The following is a 15,514-nucleotide window of genomic DNA, read 5'->3' on the forward strand; positions in this document are numbered from 1 at the left end:
GCCCGAGATTATAGCAACAGGAGTGGCGCGTTGAAGATCAGTCGCTGAAAAAATTAGATGGGTGTCCAATCCTTCGGGCGGCTTGACCACCGCGAACCGTGCCGGAGGCAGGACGACGGGCGTGATTTCCTCGCCGATTCCCTCGACCCATGCATTGTGCCCGCCGAGGAAGAAGGGCACGTCGGCGCCCAATTTCAGGCCGATCTGCGCCAGCCGGTACAGGGGCAGGTTCAGGTTCCACAGGCGGTTCAGCGCCAGCAGGCAGGTGGCGGCGTCCGAAGAGCCGCCGCCCATGCCGGCCTGGGCCGGGACATGCTTTGCCACGCCGATGTGGGCGCCCTGGCCGGGTGCTGCGTGCGCCTGCAGCGCCCGCGCTGCGCGCAGGATCAGGTCGTCGTCCGGCAGCTCGGTCGTCAGGTCTTCGCGGGTGAGCTGGCCATCGCGTCGCAGCTCGACGTGCAGCGTGTCGCACCAGTCGATCAACATGAAGACCGATTGCAACAGGTGGTAGCCGTCGTCGCGCCGGCCGGTGATGTGCAGGAACAGGTTGAGCTTGGCCGGTGCGGGGAGGTCGTAGAGGGCCTTCATGACCGCTCGAACACGATGCGCAGGTCCGCCCGGGGGCTCGGGGATTCGCGGGTGGCCTGGAGGCGGCCGTTCGCAAGCTGGCCCAGATCGGGGCGCCAGCCGGGCACGCGCTCGTCGCGCCCTGCCAGCCAGCTGAACAGCGCGCCGACCGGAATCGCTGCGCCGGTGGCGGCTTCGATCAGCGCGTCGACGGAGTCGTAGCGGCGGGTGTCGCTGCCGTTTTTCAGCAGGGCTTCGCCCGGCGCCCAGTGCAATTGGGCCAGGGTGCTGCCGATCGGGGTCGTCAGCGTGAGGTCGCCGGCATCGGGCGAGCCGCGCAGTTCGAAGAGCGCGGAAAAAGTCTGGACCGGTTCGCTGTCGATGCGCAGGGACATGCGGCCGCTCCAGCTGTCCGAGCCCCGCGTTGCGGAGGAGCCACCCGTCAACTGGGCGCAGCCTGCTATCAAAAGAAGAGTCGCCCCAGCCGCCGTCAGCAAGGCGCGGCGACCCCCTTCGGGAAACACCGCGGAACCGGCTTCGCCGGGCCGCTGGTGTTGCCCTCGGTAGGGGGTGGGCGTTGCGACACGAAGTGCGCGCAGCCTGGAGGCGAGCCTCATCACGGCTTGACCCGCAGGCGCTTGAGCGTTTCCTGCAGGGTCTCGTTCTCGGCGTCGCTCAGCAGCGCTTCTTTCCATATCGTGACTGCGCGATCCTTCTGGCCGACGGTCCACAGCACTTCACCGAAATGCGCGCCGATCTCGGGATCGGGCCGGGTCTTGTAGGCGGCCTCGAGGATGCGGATCGCTTCGGCCGTGTTGCCGAGCCGGAATTCGACCCAGCCCAGGCTGTCGGCAATGAACGGATCTTCCGGCGCCAATTGCACCGCTTTCTGGATCAGCGTGCGGGCTTCGTCGAGCCGGATCTTGCGTTCGGCGAACGAGTAGCCCAGCGCGTTGTACGCATTCTGGCTCTCGGGCTTCAGCTGGATCAGCCGGCGCAACAGGCGCTCCATGTCGTCGAGACGGTTCAGCTTCTCGGCCACCATCGCCTGGTCATAGACCAGGTCGCTGTCATCGGGCGCGGCCGCGGAGGCCTGGGCCAGCATGTCGAAGGCGGCCTGGTATTGCTTGGCGTCGCGCAGCAGCTGCACTTCGGCGAGGAATTTCTGCTTCTTGTCCTCGGGCGTGCGCTCCGGCAGGCTGCGGATGACTTCGCGTGCCTGGGGCAGCTTGCCCTGGCGCGCCAGCAAGCCCGCGCGGCGGGTTTGCGCGACGATCAACTCGTCAGTGCTGTCGATGCGCGCCAGCCAGCGTTCCGCGCCAGTGAAGTCCTTGCGCCGTTCCGAAAGCTGCGAGAGGGCGAGATAAGCCTGCGTCACCCCGCGCTTGCGATCGGCCGGGTCGACATCCTTGTCCTTGTCTTTGCCCTGACCCGAGGCGAGTTCGACGTAACGCTTGAGCGAGGTCTCGGCCGCCGCGTCCTGCTTGGCCTGCATCTGCAGGCTGCCCAGCAGCAGCCAGGGTTCCGCCAGTTCGGGGCGTGACGTCGTGAGTGTCTGCAGTTGTGTGGCGGCATCGGCATAGCGCCGGTTCTCGACCAGCACGCGCGCATAGGCGATGCGCAGGTCGGGCGCGGCCTTGGTGTTGCTCGCGAGGTAGCGCGTCACGATCGGCTCGGCCAGCGGCTGGCCGGGATCGATCAGCTCGAGCGCGAGCCCGGCGGGTGCGTCGGAAGCAGGATCGATCTCCTGCCCCTTGCGCGCGGCTTCCAGGGCGCCGGAGTTGTCGCCGGCATTGAGGCGCAGCCGCCCCACGGTGGCCCAGGCCAATCCGCCGGTGGTGGGGCTCTTGAGTTCGTCGACCAAGGCGCGCTCGACCACCGAGGCGGCCAGCTTCTTGTCCGAGGCACGCGAATAGTTGCGCGCAATCACCGCCATGAGCAGCGGGCGTTCGATCTGTGAGGTGGCCGCCACTTCGGCGCGCAATGGCTCGACCGTTTCACCGATGCGGTTCAGCGCGATCAGGATCTGCAGTTCGATGCGCCGGGCGTCGCGCGAATTGGGCAGCGTTTCCTGCCAGGCCCGTGATGCCGCCAGTGCAGCGTCGCCGGAGCGCGACTGCAGTGCGATCTCGACCGCCCGCTGGAACAGCTTGCCGTCGCGCAGCCGCCGGGCGGCATCGAGCACCAGCGCATAGCCGGAGCCGGGATCGCCGGAGCGGGTCGTCAACTCGCCCATCAGGATTTCATAGAACAGATCGGCCGTCAGCGCCGACGCCTGTGCAGCAGGCTCGCTGGCCGCCGGCTTGACGGCGGCGGTCCTGGGCCTCACCGCGGGCCTCGGCGGCGCACTGCGCTCGATGACCGGGGCCGGGCTGCCAGGGGCAGCGGGATCGGAGGTTTGCGCGTGGACTGCGCAAGCCAGCAGCACGAGAGACGCGGCCGCCGCAAGGCGGTGTCGGCGGGGCGATGGAATCATCCAACCATAATAATCGAGGCTTTTGAACGAGCGCCGCGTGGGGCTTCGTCTTCGCCGGAGTTTTACTTTCATGCCTGAGCTACCCGAAGTCGAAGTCACCCGGCGCGGTTTTGCCGACCGCATAGCCGGCGCGCGCGTCGATGCCGTGCGCATCGGCAAGCCGCTGCGCTGGGCCTTGATGGTGATGCCCGGGGCGCTGGTCGGGCGGCATGTGCGCGAGGTGCGGCGCCGTGGCAAGTACCTGCTGATCGACCTCGACCAGGGCCTGCTGCTGTTGCACCTGGGCATGTCGGGCAGCCTGCGTTTCGATGCGGCGCTACCGCCACCGGGCGCGCACGACCACTTCGACCTCGTCACCGACCGCGGCACCCTGCGGCTCAACGACCCGCGCCGCTTCGGCGCCGTGGTCTACGTGGAGGACGAGGCCGCGCCCTGGGCGATCAAGCTGCTTGGCGGCCTGGGCATGGAGCCGCTGGGCGATGCTTTCGACCTCGACGCCTTCCATGCGGGCCTGCGCAAGCGCAAGGCGGCCGTGAAGCAGGTGCTGCTGGCGGGCGATGTGGTCGTGGGCGTCGGCAATATCTATGCATCCGAAGCGCTGTTTCAGGCCGGCATCCGGCCGACCCTGTCGGCCGCACGCATCAGCCGGCCGCGAGCCGCCAAGCTGCATGCGGCGGTGCGCGAAATACTGGCCAGGGCGGTGGAAAAGGGCGGCAGCACGCTGCGCGATTTCTCGAACGTGGACGGACAGAACGGCTATTTCCAGCTCGAGGCGACCGTTTACGGCCGGGCCGGCGAGCCGTGTCGGGTCTGCGCAACGCCGATCCGACAGCTCCGCCAGGGGCAGCGTTCCACCTACTATTGCCCCAATTGTCAAAAGTAGCGTCGCGCACTTTCCATCGAATGCTCCCGCAAATGAGCGCTCCACGGTTTGCGATGCTATATTTGTAAGCTCTTTCTTACATATTTCCCTTGAGCCGCTCTTTCAACCAACAACTCGATCAGCACGGCGCCTGGCGGAGCAATTTCGCCCGCCGGCTGCAGTGGCTGTCCCGCTGGCTGACCGAGAACGAGCTGCTCGACCAGTCCGTGGCCGAGCGCCTTCGGGGGCTCGAACTGCAGATCCGCACCAGCAAGGTGATGGTTGCGTTCGTGGCCGAGTTCTCGCGTGGCAAGTCGGAGCTGATCAATGCGATCTTCTTTGCCGACTACGGGCGTCGCATCATGCCTGCGAGCGCGGGGCGGACCACGATGTGTCCGACCGAGCTGGGTTATGACGCCGCGATGGCGCCCAAGCTGCGCCTGCTGCCGATCGAAACCCGCCTGGAGCCGCATTCGCTGACCCACTGGCGCGAGAAGCCGACACGCTGGACCGAGATTCCGATCGAGGTGGGCAACGCCGAACAGCTGGCCCAGGCGATGGGCAAGGTGGCCGAAGTCCGATGGGTGAGCAAGGACGAGGCGCGCGCGCTGGGCTTCTGGGACGACGAGACGCCCGACGACAACCCCGTGCAGGACGCCGAGGGCCGCGTCGAAATTCCGCGCTGGCGCCATGCGGTGCTGAACATGCCGCATCCCTTGCTGGAGCAGGGGCTGGTGATTCTCGACACCCCGGGCCTGAACGCGATCGGTGCCGAGCCCGAGTTGACGGTGAGCCTGATTCCGCAGGCACACGCGGTTGTCTTCATCCTGGGCGCCGAAACCGGTGTGACGCGTTCCGACCTGTCGATCTGGCGCGAGCACCTGATCACCGAGGACGATGGTGGCGACACGCGCTTCGTCGTGCTCAACAAGATCGACACGATGTGGGATTCGCTGAGTACGCCCGCACAGATCGAACTGCAGATCGAGCGCCAGCGCGACAGCGCGGCGAGGCTGCTCGAGGTGCCGCTCGCACAGGTGCTGCCGGTTTCCGCACAGAAGGGCCTGCAGGCCAAGATCCAGCACGACGGCCGGCTGCTTGAAGCCAGCCGCCTGCCGGCGCTCGAAACCCTGCTGGGCGAAGGCGTGCTCGGCAAGCGCGAGACCATGCTGCGGCTCGCCGTCGACGCCGGCATGACCGCGCTGCGCGCCGAGGCCGAACGCATCCTGAAGGTGCGCCAGCGCGACCTGTCGGAGCAGGCACTCGAGCTGCAGGGGCTGCGCGGCAAGAATGTTTCGGTGATCCGCCACATGCGTTCGCGCATCGACCAGGAGCATGCCGAGTTCGAGGGCAGCAACACCCGCATCCTGGCGCTGCGCTCGGTGCAGGGCAAGCTGCTGCGCGAGGTGTATGCCGTGCTGGGCCGCACTGCGCTCAAGGCCGACATGGTGCGGCTGTCGACCGCGCTCAAGCGCCCCGGCGTCAAATTCAACGTCCGCAAGGTGTACAGCGAGACTTTCGATTCGCTGCGCAACAACCTGCGCGAAGTGCAGGCGACGACGGCCGAGATCCAGTCGATGCTGCACGCCACCTTCCGCCAGCTCAATGCCGAGCAAGGCTTCACCCTGCAGGCCCCGGCCGAGCCCGATCTGACGGGCTTCGAGCAGGAGTTGAGCCAGATCGAACGCAGTCACATCCACTACCTGGGCGTCGGCAACCTGCTGAAGCTCGCGCAGGCGGATTTCTGCGACAAGCTGGTTCGCGCGCTGGCCAGCCGCCTGCGCCTGGTCAACGAGGCTGCGATGACCGAGGTCGAACGCTGGAGCAAGGGCGCGAGCGCGCAGATCGACGCGCAGCTCAAGGAGCGCCGCCGCAACTTCAGCAAGCGCATCGAGGCGATCGAGCGCATCCAGAATGCCGCGGGCAATCTCGACGAACGGCTGCTCGAGCTCGCCGCGCAGGAGAGCAACCTGGCCGAGCTGCATCTCCGCCTGCGCGAATTCACTTCACTGATCACGCAGCAAGGAAAGTCGCCGGCCATGGCCACCGTCAGCGAGCTGCGTGCGGCCTGAGCGTTCCGTTTCCGGAGCTGCAGCGGGTTCGCAGAGGCCGCCGGATCTCGCCGCGCAGATCGTGAGCTGGCAGCGCAGCCACGGGCGCAGCGAGCTGCCGTGGCAGAACACCCGCGATCCGTACCGTGTCTGGCTGTCGGAGGTGATGCTCCAGCAGACGCAGGTGTCGACGGTGCTCGGCTACTTCGCGCGCTTTCTCGACCGCTTTCCGGATGTGAAGGCGCTTGCCGCCGGTACCGAAGACGAGGTGTTCGGGCTCTGGAGCGGGYTGGGCTACTACAGCCGCGCGCGCAACATGCATCGCTGCGCGCAGGAGGTCGTCGAGCGATTCGGCGGCGAGTTTCCGCACACTGCCGCCGAGCTCATGACCTTGCCCGGTATCGGCCGCTCCACCGGCGCAGCGATTGCGGCCTTCTGCTTTGGCGAGCGGGTGGCGATTCTCGATGGCAACGTGAAGCGCGTATTGACGCGCGTGCTTGGCTTCGGCGGCGATCTGTCTTCATCGGCGCAGGAGCGTGCGCTATGGGACCGGGCAACGCAGTTGCTTCCGCCTGCCGATCAACGCGAAGCCATCGCGAGCTACACGCAAGGGCTGATGGACCTCGGCGCCACGGTCTGCCTGCCGCGCAAGCCGAGCTGCATGATCTGCCCGGTGAACAAGACCTGCGTGGGCTTGCGCGAGGGCGCGCCGGAGCGCTATCCCGTCAAGACCCGCAAGCTGAAGCGCAGCGCGCAGTCGCTCTGGGTGCTGCTCGCGCGCGATGCGCAGGGCCGCGTCTGGCTGGAGAAGCGGCCGGCGAAAGGCATCTGGGCCGGGCTCCATTGCCTGCCGGTGTTCGACAGCCGAGAAGACCTGCTCGCAGCATTGCCGCCGGCTGCGCAGCACGGCGCGCAAGACCTCCCGCCCTTCGTGCATGTGTTGACACACAAGGACCTGCACCTGCATCCGGTGCTGCTCGAAGGCGTACAGCCCCGGGGCGACGCCGCGCGCTGGGTCGATACCGAAGAGTGGCGCCGGCTGGGACTGCCCGCGCCGGTGCGCAAGCTGCTGGAGAGCCGCAGCAGCGCGGCTCAGCCTTAGCTCGCGTCGAGCTCGCGGTGCCGCTTCAGGGCGCCCCAGCGGGCCCCGAAGGTGTGTGCCAACTGCTCGACCAGGAACACCGAGCGGTGCTGTCCGCCGGTGCAGCCGATCGCCACCGTGACGTAGCTGCGATGGTCGCGTGCCAGCGCGTCGAGCCAATGCGAAAGAAACTGCGCGATGTCGTCGTACATGCGCGCCACGTCCTCGTGCGCGCGCAGCCACTCGATCACCGGCGTGTCGCGGCCGGTGAGGGGGCGCAGCGCAGGCACATAGTGCGGGTTGGGCAGCATGCGCACGTCGAACACGTAGTCCGCGTCGAGCGGCACGCCGCGCTTGAAGGCGAACGACTCGAACACCAGCGTGAGCGCGCTCTGCGGCGCGGAAATCAGCGCCTTGATGTAGCTCTGCAGCTGCGCAGGACGGATGAGGCTGGTGTCGATCACGTCGGCGCCGTCGCGCAGATCGGCCAGCAGCTCGCGCTCCAGCTCGATGGCCTGCACGAGCACGCGCTGCTGCTCCGGAATATCGGTGCGGCCTTCCTGGCGCGAGAGCGGATGGCGCCGGCGGGTTTCCGAGTAGCGGCGCAGCAGGGCATCGGTGGTCGCATCGAGGAACAGCGAGCGCAGCGATACGCCGTCGCGGCGCAGCGCTTCGAGCTGTTGCGGAACGATCGGCAGCGAGACGCCGCTGCGCACATCCATCGCGATGGCCACGTGCGTCGCCTGCTGCTCGTGCTGCAGCGCGATGAAGGAGGTCAGCAACTCGGGCGGCAGGTTGTCGACACAGTAGTAGCCCGCGTCTTCCAGCGCGTGCAGCGCCACGGACTTGCCGGAGCCCGACATGCCGGTGATGAGCACCAGGTCGAGGTTCATGGCGCTGTCGCCGAGGCCTGGTGGCCGAGCATTTCGCGGGCATGCGCGAGCGAGGTCTGCGAGACCTTTTCGCCGCCCAGCATGCGGGCGATTTCATTGGCGCGGTTGTCGTCGTCGAGCCGCGAGACACCGCTCTCGGTGCGCGGACCGTCCTTGCCGGCCGTCGTCGTCTGGCGCTTGGCCACCACGAGGTGGTGGTCGGCGCAGGCAGCCACCTGCGGCAGGTGGGTCACGGCGAGCACCTGGCGGTCGCGGCCGAGCTGCTTCATGAGGCGGCCCACCGTCTCGGCGACGGCCCCACCGACGCCGGCATCGACCTCGTCGAAGATCAGCGTCTGGGCGGCACCGAGCTGGCTGGTCGTCACGGCGATGGCCAGCGCGATGCGGGAGAGTTCGCCGCCCGATGCCACCTTGCCGATGGCGCGCGGGGTGCTGCCGGTATGGCCGGCCACGAGGAACGCGATATCTTCAAGGCCCGCGCGGCTGGGCTGCGCCAGCGGCTGCAGTTCGACCTCGAAACGCCCACCCTGCATGCCGAGGCCCTGCATGGCTTGCGTGACGGCCTGGGCGAGGCGCGGAGCGGCCTGCTTGCGGGCCTTGCCGAGTGCCTTGGCCTCTTTCAGGTAGGCCTGCTGCGCGTTTTGTTCGGCGCGTTCCAGGCCTTCGAGATCGCTTTGCGCATCGAGCGCCTGCAGCTCGGCCTGCCAGCCGGCCAGCAGTGCCGGCAGTTCGCCGGGCGTGCGCTTGTAGCGGCGCGCGAGCGACATCCAGAGCCCCATGCGTTCGTCCAGTTCGGCGAGGCTTTGCGGATCGGCCTCGGCATTGCGCAGGTAGCTGTGCAGCGTGTGGGCGGCGTCCGAAGCCTGCGCCACGCAAGAGGCGAGCACTTCGCCCAGCGTGCGGAATTCGGGCTCGATGTGCTCGCAGTTCTGCAGCAGCGTGGCCGCGCGCGTGAGCGCGGAGAGGGCGCCGTTGTCGTCGTCTTCGAGCGCCTGGCTGGCACCTTGTGCCGCATCGATGAGGGCCTGGGCGTTGGAGATGCGCGAGTGGTTGGTCGACAGCTCTTCCCATTCGTCGACGCCGGGAGCGAGCTTGGCGACCTCGGAGATTTGCCACTGCAGCCGCTCGCGTTCGCGCTGCAGCGAGTCTTGCGCCGAGCGTGCGTGCTCGAGGGCGGAGAGCGCCTGCCGCCAGCCTTGCCAGGCGGCGTCGAGCGCATCGGTGCGCACGCCCGCATAGGCGTCGAGCAGGCCGCGCACGGCCTCGGGGCGCGTCAGGCTTTGCCAGGCGTGCTGGCCGTGGATGTCGAGCAGGCGATCGCCGAGTTCGCGCAGCTGCGTGGCGGTGGCCGGGCTGCCGTTGATCCAGCCGCGGCTGCGACCCTGCAGGTCGACGGTGCGGCGCAGCAGCAGGGCATCGCCGGCCTCGAAGCCGCCTTCGTCGAGCCAGGTATCGAGCGCCGGGTCGGCATCGAATTCGGCGCTCACGTCGAGCCGTTCGGCGCCTTCGCGCACCGCGCCGGCGTCGGCGCGGTTGCCGAGCGCCAGTTGCAGCGCGTCGATCAAGATGGATTTGCCCGCGCCGGTTTCACCGGTCAACACCGTGAAGCCGCCGGACAGGTCGAGTTCGAGTGATCGCACGATCACGAAGTCGCGCAGTGCGATGCGTCGCAGCGCCATTTCAGGAGCCTCCTTCGTTCCAATGAAGTTTCTTGCGCAGCGTGTCGAAATAGCTCCAGCCCCGGGGGTGCAGGAAGCGCACCCGGTATTCGGAGCGGCGCACCACCACGCGATCGCCGATCGCGAGCGAGGCGAGTGACTGCATGTCGAAATTGGCGCTGGCGTCGCGCCCGCCCACCAGCTCGATGACGATCTCGTCGGCATCGGGCAGCAGCACGGGGCGGTTCGACAGCGTGTGCGGCGCGATCGGCACCAGCACCCAGCCGGGCACCGCCGGATGAAGCAAAGGCCCGCCAGCGGACAGCGCATACGCGGTCGAGCCCGTGGGCGTGGCGATGATCAGGCCGTCGGCGCGCTGGTTGGCCACGAAATGGCGGCCCACCGAGACGCGCAGTTCGACCATGCCCGAGGTGGCGCCGCGGTTGACCACGACGTCGTTCATGGCGAGCGCGTCGAACACCGAGACGCCGTCGCGCATGACCTGCGCGTGCATCAGGCTGCGGTGGTCTTCCTCGTACTCGCCGGCCAGCATGGGGATCAGCGTGGCCTGGTAGTTGTCCAGCGGAATGTCGGTGACGAAGCCGAGCCGGCCGCGGTTGATGCCGATCAGCGGGATGCCGTAGCAGGCGAGTTGCCGGCCGATGCCGAGCATGGTGCCGTCGCCGCCGACCACCAGGCCGAGGTCGCAGCGCTGGCCGATTTCCTCGACGCTCAGGGCCTCGTAGCGGGCGCTGGGAGCGGGGGGCGCATCATCGGCTTCCTCCACCACAGAACGCTCGACGAAAACCGTGCAGCCCTGCGATTCCAGGAAGGCGCCGATGCCCTCCATCACGCCGTCGCGCGCATCCGCCTGCGCTCTGGCGCCGGAAGCCTGGTATTTGCCGATCAGGGCGACGTGACGGAAGCGGGAAGTCATATCTCACAAATTACAACACTAAAATCTTGCAATGCTGGACGACCGTGCCAAGTTGCTGCTCAAGACGCTCGTTGAGCGCTACATCGCCGACGGGCAACCCGTCGGCTCGCGCACGCTGTCGCGTTCGTCGGGGCTGGACCTGTCGCCGGCGACCATCCGCAATGTCATGTCGGACCTCGAGGCGCTGGGGCTGATCGCAAGCCCGCACACCTCGGCCGGCCGCATCCCGACCCACCGCGGCTATCGCCTGTTTGTCGACACCATGCTGACCGCCGAGCGCGAGCAGATGAGCACGCCGAGCCTGGCGCCCGACCAGCCGCAGAAGGTGATCGCCAACGCGGCCCATATCTTGTCGAACCTGTCGCAGTTCGTCGGCGTCGTGATGGCGCCCCGGCGTGCCTCGGTGTTCAAGCAGATCGAGTTCCTGCGGCTTTCCGACAAGCGGCTGCTGGTGATCATCGTCTCGCCGGACGGTGATGTACAGAACCGGGTGATCTTCCCGGAGGCCGACTATTCGCAGTCGCAACTGGTCGAGGCATCGAACTACATCAACGCGCACTATGCGGGCCTGACGATCGAGCAGGTGCGCGACCGTCTCCAGTCCGAGGTCGAGAAGCTGCGCGGCGAAATTGCCGCGCTGATGCAGGCGGCGGTCCAGGTCAGCTCCGAGGTCCTGACCGAGGCGCAGGAAGACGATGTCGTGATCTCCGGCGAGCGCAACCTGCTTGCGGTGACCGACTTCTCCAGCGACATGGGGCAACTGCGCCGCGCCTTCGAACTCTTCGAGCAGAAGGCCCAGCTGATGCGGTTGCTCGATGTGTCGAGCAAGGCCGAGGGCGTGCGGATCTTCATCGGAGGGGAAAGCCAGGTGGTACCGTTCGAAGAGCTCTCCATTGTCAGCGCCAACTATGAAGTCGACGGACAGGTGGTGGGCACGCTGGGCGTCATCGGGCCGACCCGCATGCCCTATGACCGCATGATCCAGATCGTGGACATCACGTCGCGTCTGGTCAGCAATGCGCTGAGCCACCGCAAGTAGGCTGCGGCGGCGAATAGAATCATGGTCCAGTGGGCCGTTAGCTCAGTTGGTTAGAGCAGCGGACTCATAATCCGTTGGTCGATGGTTCAAGCCCATCACGGCCTACCAACACAGCATTTTCAACTTTCGATCATGCGAGTCCAGAAGGTCGAAAAACGCATGCTATAATTGCAAGCTGTGCGGCTGTAGCTCAGTTGGATAGAGTACTTGGCTACGAACCAAGGGGTCGTGGGTTCAATTCCTGCCAGCCGCACCACTCTCTTAATGGCCTAGAAGGTTGATTCCTTCTAGGCCATTTTCTTTTTCGGCCCGTGCCGCCAGTAGAACCGCACCAGGGGCTGCTTTCACCAGCGGACCTGCATGCCCACGCTGCCGTTGATTCCGCCCTTCGTGCGTGCCCCGCCACTCGACGCCCACAGCTTGCCCAGCTCTCCATACAGGCTCATGTTCTGCGTCAGTTGCAGCGTGGCGCCTGCCGCCACCTCCGTGCTCGTGCCGCCCGTGCGCGTGGCAATGTCCGCATAGGCCGCTGGGCCTGTGAAGCGGGTGATGTCGGTGCCGCTGCTGCTGCGATAGACGTTCACCCGCGCATAGGGCTGCAGCAGGCCGGCACCCGTGGCGATCTCGCCCTTGACCCGAACGCCGGCGCGCACCAGCCAGCCGTTGCGGCTTTTCTGTTGCACCAGGGCGCCGGCGATGGCGGTGTTGTCCAGGCTCACGCGTTGGTGCACCAGTTGCAGTTGAGGCTCGATGGTCCAGCTCGGCGCGATGCGAAAGGCCTGGCCCACCTCGACGGAGGCCAGCAGGCTGTCGCCCTTGCCCTCACCGGCAAGGCTCAGGGCCGGCGCAGCGGTGTAGCGGTGGCGCCCGGCCTGCAGCACGCCGTCCAGGTACAGGCCGCTGCCGTCCTTCCAGGTGGCGTAGGCGCCCAGGTACTGGCTTCGGAGGTCGTTGGAGCCGGCCGCGTAGTTCAGTGCACCGCGGGCGAAGCCGGTCACGCGCATGTCGCCCTTGAGCTCGCCGACGTAGATGCCGGCGCGCCAGTGAGGGTCGGCCCACAGGTCGGCACCGGCCTGGAAGCCCCTGAGGCGTCCCTCGCTGGTGGGGCTGACAGTGCCGGCCTGGCCGATGGTGCGGTCCATGCTGATGACGCGGCCCCAGACGTGGCGATAGCCTTGTTCCGGCGTGGCGGTGTTGACGCCGGTCGCGTCGCCGTCGCCCACGCGCTGGTGGAGGTTGCCCAGCATGGCCAGGCTGGCCTGGCGGAACTGCTCGGGCAGCGCCGCGTACAACGGCACTTCGGCGCGGTAGGTGGGCACGGTCACGCCGCCCCCACCGCTGACCGGTGGGGTGACGCCGCCGCTCGGCGGGATGACGGTCGTGCCGGAGCGCAGGTACCAGTTCTCCCCCGCACCGCTGGCGTCGGCCGGGTACAACCGGTATTCATAGGCGCCGGCGTCGACATGGCCGCCCGTCAGGCTGAAGGCGTTCCTCGTGGTCTGGGCGGTGGTGGTGGCCCCGTTCAGGGCGCTGACGATCTCGATGCCGTTGCCGGTGGTCAGCGCGCCCAGGCCACCCAGGTTGACGACCTGTACGTTGGTCGTGCCGCTGGCGACGGCGCTGCCGCCATTGAGGATCAGCCTGTCGCTCACGCTGGCGCTTGCGCCCAGCGCCGTACCCAGGCGCAGCGTCCCGCCGTTGCCCACCCAGGGGCCGTTGACCGTGAGGGTGGTGCCGGGTGTGGCGCCCATCAGCGAGACGATGCCGCTGTTGGCCATGGACGCGATGGCCTGGTTGTGGCCGGCCAGGTCCAGCGTGGCGCCCGAGGCGACCGTGAAGGCGCTGGCGCTGCTGAAGGTGTTGGCCACGCCGGCGCGCAAGGTGCCTACGGCGACGTTGGTGGCGCCGGTGTAGGTATTGGTGCCGCTGAGGGTCAGCACGCCCGTGCCTTCCTTGGTCAGGAAGCCCGGGCCGCTGATGCCGCCCAGGAGGGTTGCGCTGAAGCTGCCGGTGTCGATGACCGGGTCCTGGGTGCCGGTCAGGCGGATGTTGTTCGGCAGGGCGAGGCCGTCGGCCGAGAAGCCCAGCGTGGTGCCGTTGTCCATGGCCAGCTCGCCGGTGCTCAGGGCGTTGTTGCTGCCCACGTTCAGGCGGCCTGCCTTGAGGGTGGTGCCGCCGGTGTAGGTGTTGGCGCCGCTGAGGGTCAAGGTGCCTGCGCCATCTTTCACGAGACCACTGCCGCCCGAGATCGGGCCCGACCAGCCCATGCTGAAGCCGTTGGTGTCGATGGTGCCTGTGCCGCCCAGCAGCAGGGCATTGGCCGGGCTCAGGCCATTGGCTCCGGCGATGATGCTGGCGGTGGCGCCGCTGCCGATGGCAACGGCACCCAGCAGCGACGAACCGGCGTTCAACCTCAGGCTGTTGCTGCCGCCGGTGAATTCCACGGCCGACGCGCGTGTGACGCCGTCGCCGCCAAGCCCCCCGGAGATGGTGCCGCTGTTGGTGAGGCTCAGGTTGGCGCCCATCACGCCTGCACCACCGGCGCCGTTGGCGCCGCTCGCACCACCGTTGCTGTTGGTTCCGCCGATGCCTCCGGCGCCACCGACGATGGCACCACTGTTGGTGATCGTCGCGCCGGCGCCGGTGGACCAGAGGCCGATACCACCGTCGCCGCCGCCGCCCGGTGCACCGGTGCCACCCACGCCGCCGCCGCCGGTTCCGCCAGCGCCCCCTGCGCCAGCCGTGATCTGGCCGGTGTTGTTCACGGTCACGGCGCTGCCGGCCAACGTGACACCGTGGCCGCCGGCCCCGCCGCCGCCGCCCGAGGCGTTGCTGCGGGCCGGCAACAGCTCGGACCCGCCGACGCCGCCAGCCCCGCCGGCGAGGGTGCCGGAGTTGGTGAACGTGAGGCCGGGCGTCGTGAGGTTCATGAAGAATCCGCCGCCGCCGCTGCCGCCGCCACCGGCCTGCGAGTAGGCGTCGCCGCCCTTGCCGCCCGCACCGCCCGTGGAGGAGCCGGACGCAGCGTAGCTGGACAGCGGGGCGATCAACGTCGACCCGTAACCGCCGGCGCCGCCACCACCGGCGGCCCAAAAGCCGTTTCCACCTGCGCCTCCGCTGCCGCCGGTATAGCTCCCGCTGGAGGCAAACGAGTTGGGAGGAATTGGAAAACCCTGGTACCCCCCTCCGCCCCCGCCGCCATACCCATTTCCATTGTTGAAATCGCCGGTTTGGGATTCGCCCGCACCGCCGTCGGCACCCTGCAGCACGCCCGGGACGACGATGCTGTTGGAGGTTCCGGCCGCACCGCCCGCGCCCGCAGTCGCGCCGCCAAAGGAGCCGGTGCTGGCAGCGGACCCTGCCGTGGCGCCGGCAGCGGTCGACGACCCGCCGTCACCCCCTTGCGCATTGACGGAGGCGTCGTTGAACCCGCCAGCGCCACCGCTGCCATTGCTGCCGCCGGCGCCCGCGTGCAGTGACGGGTCGCCGACAGGCTGGCCGCCTGCGCCGCCAGCGGGCAACGCCGGTCCGGCTCCCAAAAGCAGCACCGCCATGGCGATGACCCGCAGGTCGCTCCTCACGGCCGCGCGGCCGCTGCCCACGCTGGCCGATCGCGCATGGCCACGGGCGATTTCAGGTGCCGCCACCCAGGCGCCGAGCGTCGGGTTCCACAGGGTCCGGAATTTCTTGTTCATTGCATGCCCTCGCTTTCAATCTTTGAGCAAACAATGTAAGTACGCGTACAAGGCAGCGACATGCCTGAAACTGGGTAACCTGGAAGCGGCAAACCTGCCGGCGGCCGGTTCTCGCAGCTCCGCCCAAATGCAATTCGCGAGGCGGGTTGCGTGCGGCCGCTTCCTCGCAATGCAAGGACCGAAACAGATTCGCCGCGGAGCCTTTGAGGCTTGGCGAGAACAACTTGCATTGACGGGCGCTGCCCGATGCATGAG

At 67.9% G+C, this 15,514-nt stretch carries 11 protein-coding genes and 2 tRNA genes; 6 read left to right on the top strand and 7 right to left on the bottom strand.

Features of this window, described 5'->3' with window-relative positions; all coding sequences use genetic code 11:
- The 3 genes from ispE to AC1DXX_RS19350 form a co-directional block, all read right to left on the bottom strand.
- Positions 1-588, bottom strand: a 588-nt coding sequence (gene ispE / locus AC1DXX_RS19340) for a 4-(cytidine 5'-diphospho)-2-C-methyl-D-erythritol kinase (RefSeq protein WP_478135826.1), incomplete at its 3' end; no start/stop codon positions are given.
- Positions 585-962 carry a lipoprotein insertase outer membrane protein LolB gene (locus tag AC1DXX_RS19345; RefSeq protein WP_478135827.1) on the bottom strand — a complete coding sequence of 126 codons (378 nt, stop codon included), beginning with the start codon at positions 960-962 and terminating at the stop codon, positions 585-587. The genes ispE and AC1DXX_RS19345, both read right to left, overlap by 4 nt.
- 221 nt (positions 963-1,183) lie before the next feature.
- On the bottom strand, positions 1,184-3,043 hold the full coding sequence (locus AC1DXX_RS19350) for a tetratricopeptide repeat protein (RefSeq protein WP_478135828.1): 1,860 nt from the start codon (positions 3,041-3,043) through the stop codon (positions 1,184-1,186).
- A gap of 70 nt (positions 3,044-3,113) precedes the next feature.
- Here AC1DXX_RS19350 and mutM point away from each other — a divergent pair, with 70 nt between their 5' ends.
- The 3 genes from mutM to mutY all read left to right on the top strand — a co-directional run bounded on the left by mutM (position 3,114) and on the right by mutY (position 7,058).
- On the top strand, positions 3,114-3,926 hold the full coding sequence (gene mutM / locus AC1DXX_RS19355) for a bifunctional DNA-formamidopyrimidine glycosylase/DNA-(apurinic or apyrimidinic site) lyase (protein ID WP_478135829.1): 813 nt from the start codon (positions 3,114-3,116) through the stop codon (positions 3,924-3,926).
- Between the two features lie 89 nt (positions 3,927-4,015).
- Positions 4,016-5,977 carry a dynamin family protein gene (locus AC1DXX_RS19360; protein WP_478135830.1) on the top strand — a complete coding sequence of 654 codons (1,962 nt, stop codon included), beginning with the start codon at positions 4,016-4,018 and terminating at the stop codon, positions 5,975-5,977.
- 58 nt (positions 5,978-6,035) lie between these two features.
- Complete coding sequence (mutY, locus tag AC1DXX_RS19365) at positions 6,036-7,058, top strand: A/G-specific adenine glycosylase (protein WP_478135875.1); 1,023 nt, start codon at positions 6,036-6,038, stop codon at positions 7,056-7,058.
- Here the strand turns inward: mutY and rapZ are convergent.
- The 3 genes from rapZ to AC1DXX_RS19380 are packed head-to-tail and all read right to left on the bottom strand — an operon-like array spanning position 7,055 to position 10,525.
- The gene (rapZ, locus tag AC1DXX_RS19370; protein WP_478135831.1) at positions 7,055-7,930 is read right to left on the bottom strand and encodes an RNase adapter RapZ; all 876 of its coding nucleotides are present in this window, start codon (positions 7,928-7,930) and stop codon (positions 7,055-7,057) included. The two genes, mutY and rapZ, sit on opposite strands and share 4 nt — an antisense overlap.
- Positions 7,927-9,609 carry a DNA repair protein RecN gene (recN, locus tag AC1DXX_RS19375; protein WP_478135832.1) on the bottom strand — a complete coding sequence of 561 codons (1,683 nt, stop codon included), beginning with the start codon at positions 9,607-9,609 and terminating at the stop codon, positions 7,927-7,929. Before recN ends, rapZ begins: the two co-directional genes overlap by 4 nt.
- 1 nt (position 9,610) lies before the next feature.
- Positions 9,611-10,525, bottom strand: a complete 915-nt coding sequence (locus AC1DXX_RS19380; RefSeq protein WP_478135833.1) for an NAD kinase — start codon at positions 10,523-10,525, stop codon at positions 9,611-9,613.
- A 31-nt stretch (positions 10,526-10,556) separates the two neighbouring features.
- On the opposite strand from AC1DXX_RS19380, the gene hrcA reads away from it, so the two are divergent.
- From hrcA to AC1DXX_RS19395, 3 genes are all read left to right on the top strand, one after another.
- Positions 10,557-11,564 carry a heat-inducible transcriptional repressor HrcA gene (gene hrcA / locus AC1DXX_RS19385; protein ID WP_478135834.1) on the top strand — a complete coding sequence of 336 codons (1,008 nt, stop codon included), beginning with the start codon at positions 10,557-10,559 and terminating at the stop codon, positions 11,562-11,564.
- Between the two features lie 31 nt (positions 11,565-11,595).
- Positions 11,596-11,672 (top strand) — tRNA-Ile (locus tag AC1DXX_RS19390).
- A 71-nt stretch (positions 11,673-11,743) separates the two neighbouring features.
- Positions 11,744-11,820: transfer RNA gene (locus tag AC1DXX_RS19395), tRNA-Arg, on the top strand.
- Positions 11,821-11,908: 88 nt separating this feature from the next.
- On the opposite strand, the gene AC1DXX_RS19400 is transcribed toward AC1DXX_RS19395, so the two are convergent.
- Positions 11,909-15,259, bottom strand: a complete 3,351-nt coding sequence (locus tag AC1DXX_RS19400) for an autotransporter outer membrane beta-barrel domain-containing protein (protein WP_478135835.1) — start codon at positions 15,257-15,259, stop codon at positions 11,909-11,911.
- Positions 15,260-15,514 lie beyond the last annotated feature (255 nt).

It is taken from the genome of Variovorax sp. P4_B10 (assembly GCF_056402375.1).